Source organism: Planomonospora corallina, from assembly GCF_042650625.1.
Classification (GTDB): Bacteria; Actinomycetota; Actinomycetes; order Streptosporangiales; family Streptosporangiaceae; genus Planomonospora_B; species Planomonospora_B corallina.
In genome coordinates this window covers 770,786-774,278 of sequence record NZ_JBHSBM010000017.1, presented here as the reverse complement: position 1 = coordinate 774,278, position 3,493 = coordinate 770,786, and the positions used below count along the sequence as shown (strand labels likewise).

General features: G+C 71.5%; 4 protein-coding genes (1 of these 4 only partly in view). All 4 read right to left on the bottom strand.

All coding sequences use genetic code 11. The features are described from left to right. Nucleotides 1–838 (bottom strand): carbohydrate ABC transporter permease (locus tag ACFOWE_RS16680; protein WP_377288643.1); only part of this gene is annotated, 838 nt, incomplete at its 3' end. After that, nucleotides 835–1,767, bottom strand: coding sequence for a carbohydrate ABC transporter permease (locus ACFOWE_RS16675; protein WP_377288641.1), 933 nt, complete (start codon nt 1,765–1,767; stop codon nt 835–837). The genes ACFOWE_RS16675 and ACFOWE_RS16680, both read right to left, overlap by 4 nt. A 185-nt stretch (nt 1,768–1,952) precedes the next feature. After that, nucleotides 1,953–3,269: an ABC transporter substrate-binding protein gene (locus ACFOWE_RS16670; RefSeq protein WP_377288639.1), complete on the bottom strand. Its 1,317-nt coding sequence runs from the start codon at nt 3,267–3,269 to the stop codon at nt 1,953–1,955. Nucleotides 3,270–3,471: 202 nt separating this feature from the next. Beyond that, nucleotides 3,472–3,493, bottom strand: partial view of a tryptophan synthase subunit alpha gene (gene trpA / locus ACFOWE_RS16665; RefSeq protein WP_377288637.1) — the final stretch only. It continues 776 nt past the right edge of the window; 22 of the gene's 798 nt are visible here — the last part of the coding sequence; its start codon lies beyond the right edge, outside the window — the gene reads right to left on this strand; it ends in the stop codon at nt 3,472–3,474.

The window sequence follows — 3,493 nt, the reverse complement described above, 5'->3', positions numbered from 1 at the left end:
TCTTGCCCCCCCCGCCCGCCAGGCCCGCCCGCCAGTGCCGCTGCACCAGTGCGAAGGCCACCACCAGCGGGACCACCGAGATCAGCGAGCCGGTGACGGTGAGGTTGAAGAACGTGTGGTTCTGCTGGCCGTTCCAGAAGAACAGCCCGAGCGTCACCGGCCACAGCTCGTCGTCGGCGAGCATGACCAGCGGCAGGAAGAAGTTGTTCCAGATCGCGACGAACTGGAACAGGAAGATCGTCACCAGGGCGGGGCGCATCAGCCGGAGCCCGACCGTCCAGAAGGCGCGCAGCTCGCCGGAGCCGTCCACCCTGGCCGCGTCGAGCAGCTCGTCCGGAACGGAGGCGGCGGCGTAGATCCGGGCCAGATAGACGCCGAACGGGCTGACCACGCTCGGCAGGAAGACCGACCAGAACGTGTCGTCCAGCTCGGCGGCGGAGGTGAGCAGGTACTGCGGGAGCGCCAGCAGCGGCGCGGGGATCAGCACGGCCGCCACGACGACCGCGAAGACGGCCTCCCGGCCGCGGAAGCCGTACTTGGCCAGGGCGAACCCCGCCATCGCGGCCAGCACGGTGCCGGCCAGGGCCCCGCCCCCGGCGTACAGCAGGCTGTTGAGCAGCCAGCGGGCGAACACGCCGTCCTGCCAGGCGAAGACCTGGCCGGCGTTCTCGCCGAGCGAGAACCGCTCCGCGAACCAGAAGCCGGGACTGGAGAACAGGTCGGAACTGCTCTTGGTAGCGGCGACGATCAGCCACCAGGCGGGGAGCAGGAAGTAGGCCGCGACGACGAACAGGCCGCCGGTGACCAACACCTGCCCGGGGACACCGGGGCGCTTCATCGAGCGGACCTCCCGAGGGTGAGGAACAGGTAGGACAGCACACAGGTCGTCAGGGCCAGCACGACCGCGATCGCCGCGGCGTAGTTGTAGTCGCCCGCGCCGAAGGCCGCCTGGTAGGCCGCCATCGCCGGGGTGTAGTCGCTGGTCACGCTCCGGGTGATGGCCCGCATCACCGTCGGCTCGTTGAACAGCTGCAGGGTGCCGATGATGGAGAACACCCCGGTCAGCACGAGCGCCGGCCGGACCAGCGGGATCTTGACGCGCAGCGCGATCCGCAGCGCGCCCGCGCCGTCCATGGCCGCCGCCTCGTACAGCTCCCTCGGTACGGCCTGCAGCGCGGTGAAGATGACGATCATGTTGTAGCCGGTCCAGGACCAGGTCACCACGTTGGCCGTCGACCACAGCACCGAACCGGACGACAGGAAGTCGACGCCCGTCAGCGAGTGCAGCGGGCTGAACGACGGCAGGTAGAGGTAGGCCCACAGGATCGCGGCGACCACGCCGGGGATCGCGTACGGCAGGAAGAACGCCAGCCGGAAGAACCGCTTGAACCGGGCCGACGCGCCGTCCAGCAGCAGCGCCAGCAGCAGCGCCAGGCCGAGCATGACGGGCACCTGGACGGCGCCGAAGAGCAGCACCCGGCCGACGCCGGCGAGCACGGCCTCGTCGGTCAGCGCCCGCAGGTAGTTCCCCGCCCCGGCGAAGACCCGGACCGGCGCCTCCAGGCCGAGCCCGGAGCGCCTGACCGTGAACAGGCTCTGGTGCAGCGCGTACCCGATCGGGGCGGCGAACACCCAGGTGAACAGCAGCCCGAAGGGGGCCAGCAGCACCAGTGCCGCCCGGCCGCGCGCCCGGCCCGGCCCTCGTCTCCTCCGCGCCGGCGCCGGCCGTGCGCGCGCGGTCTCCCGCTCCGCCGTCTGTGCGGTCATCACCATGATTCCTCGGATTCCTCGGATTCCCCGGCTCCCCGGTTCCCCTGCCTCTTCTCGCAGGCGCCGCCCGCGGCCCCCGCGCCCCCGTCCGCGGGGCGGAGGCCGCGGGCGGGCCGGTCAACCCCGTCAGCCCTGCCGGGCCCCGTCAGCCCTGCCGGCTTCCATCAGCCCCGTCAGCCCCGTCAGCCCGCGGCGACCGACAGGCCCTTGGCGGTGAAGTCGGCGACGACCTTCCGCTGCACCGCCGCCAGGGCCTCGGCCAGGGTGCCGTCGCCCTGGAGTGCCTTGCCGAAGGCGTCCTGGAAGGTGGCGTCGGTCTGGGTCATGATCGGGCCCCACTTCCAGCCCGGGTCGGTGGCGGCGGCGGCCGCCTTGAAGACGTCGTAGATCTTCTGGCCGCCGAAGAACTCGACCTCCTGGTTGGCCTCGGGCAGTTCCAGGCCCGCCGTGGCGGCCGGGTAGATGCCGGTGACCGTGATCAGGTTGGCCAGGCTGGCCGGGTCGGTGCTCATCCAGGTGGCGAACTCGGTGGCCTCGCGGGGGTGCTCGCAGCCCTTGAGCACGGCCGTGGTCGAGCCGCCCTCGTTGCCGAAGGAGGCTCCGCCCGCCTGCCACTGCGGCATCGGGGCGACGGCCCACTTGCCCTTGCTGTCCTTGGCGTTCTCGGCGAGGATCCCGGTCATCCAGACCGCGCCGGGCACGGTGGCCGTCTTGCCCGAGGCCAGGCCCTTGAACCACTCGGGGCTCCAGGGCGCGTCGGTGGCGACCAGGTCGCGGTCCGCGAGGTCCTGCCAGTAGGCGGCGACCTTCCGGCTCGCCTCGCCGTCGATGCCGACCTTCCAGGAGTCGCCCTGGATGTCGAACCACGTGCCGCCCGCCTGGCTGACGAGGCCGGCGAACCAGTAGCTCTCGGTGGACAGGTTCGCGATGCGGTAGGACGGGTCGGCCCTGTGCAGCTTCTCCGCGGCCGCCCGGTACTCGTCCCACGTCGCCGGGACGTCGATCTCGAACTTCTCGAAGACGTCGGTGCGGTAGAACAGCGCCTGCGGGCCGACGTCGACCGGGATGCCGACGACCTTCCCGCCGTAGACGACCTGGTTCCAGGAGAAGTCGGAGAACTTCCCCTCGGCGCCCGCGGCGTGGGCGGAGACGTCCTCGAGGGCGCCCTCGGACAGGAAGGTCGGCACGGACTCGAAGCCCACCTGTGCCAGGCACGGCGCGTTGCCCGCCTTCACCGCGGAGAACATCTTCTGGTAGCCGCCCTTGCCGCCCGACGGGACGGTGTTGAAGACCACCTTGACGTCCGGGTGGCTCGCGTTCCACAGCTCCACGGACTTGTCGTAGCCGGGCGCCCAGCCCCAGAACTCCAGCGTCACCGGCCCGGACGCCGCGGCCCTCTCGGGGGTTCCGGCGCTCCCGGCGTCCTCGCCGCCGCACGCGGCGGCCAGCGACGCAACGATCAGCGCGGCGGCGGCGCCCTTCCTGCTCAGCTTGCCCATCGTCGTTTCCTTCCAGGCCACGCGGGTTTCGGCTCCCGTTCGGTACCGGCTCACCCTGCCGTGATCCCGTACCGCCGACCATGGACAAACAACGACGATTCCTTGCACTTATGTGCATGAGGCGCCGGTGATTCGATCAGAAACGAAAAACGGCCGCCCGGTGGGCGGCCGTTCCCGGGCGCGGTGACCCGCGCCCGGACGCTCAGGCGCGCACGCCGGGCGGG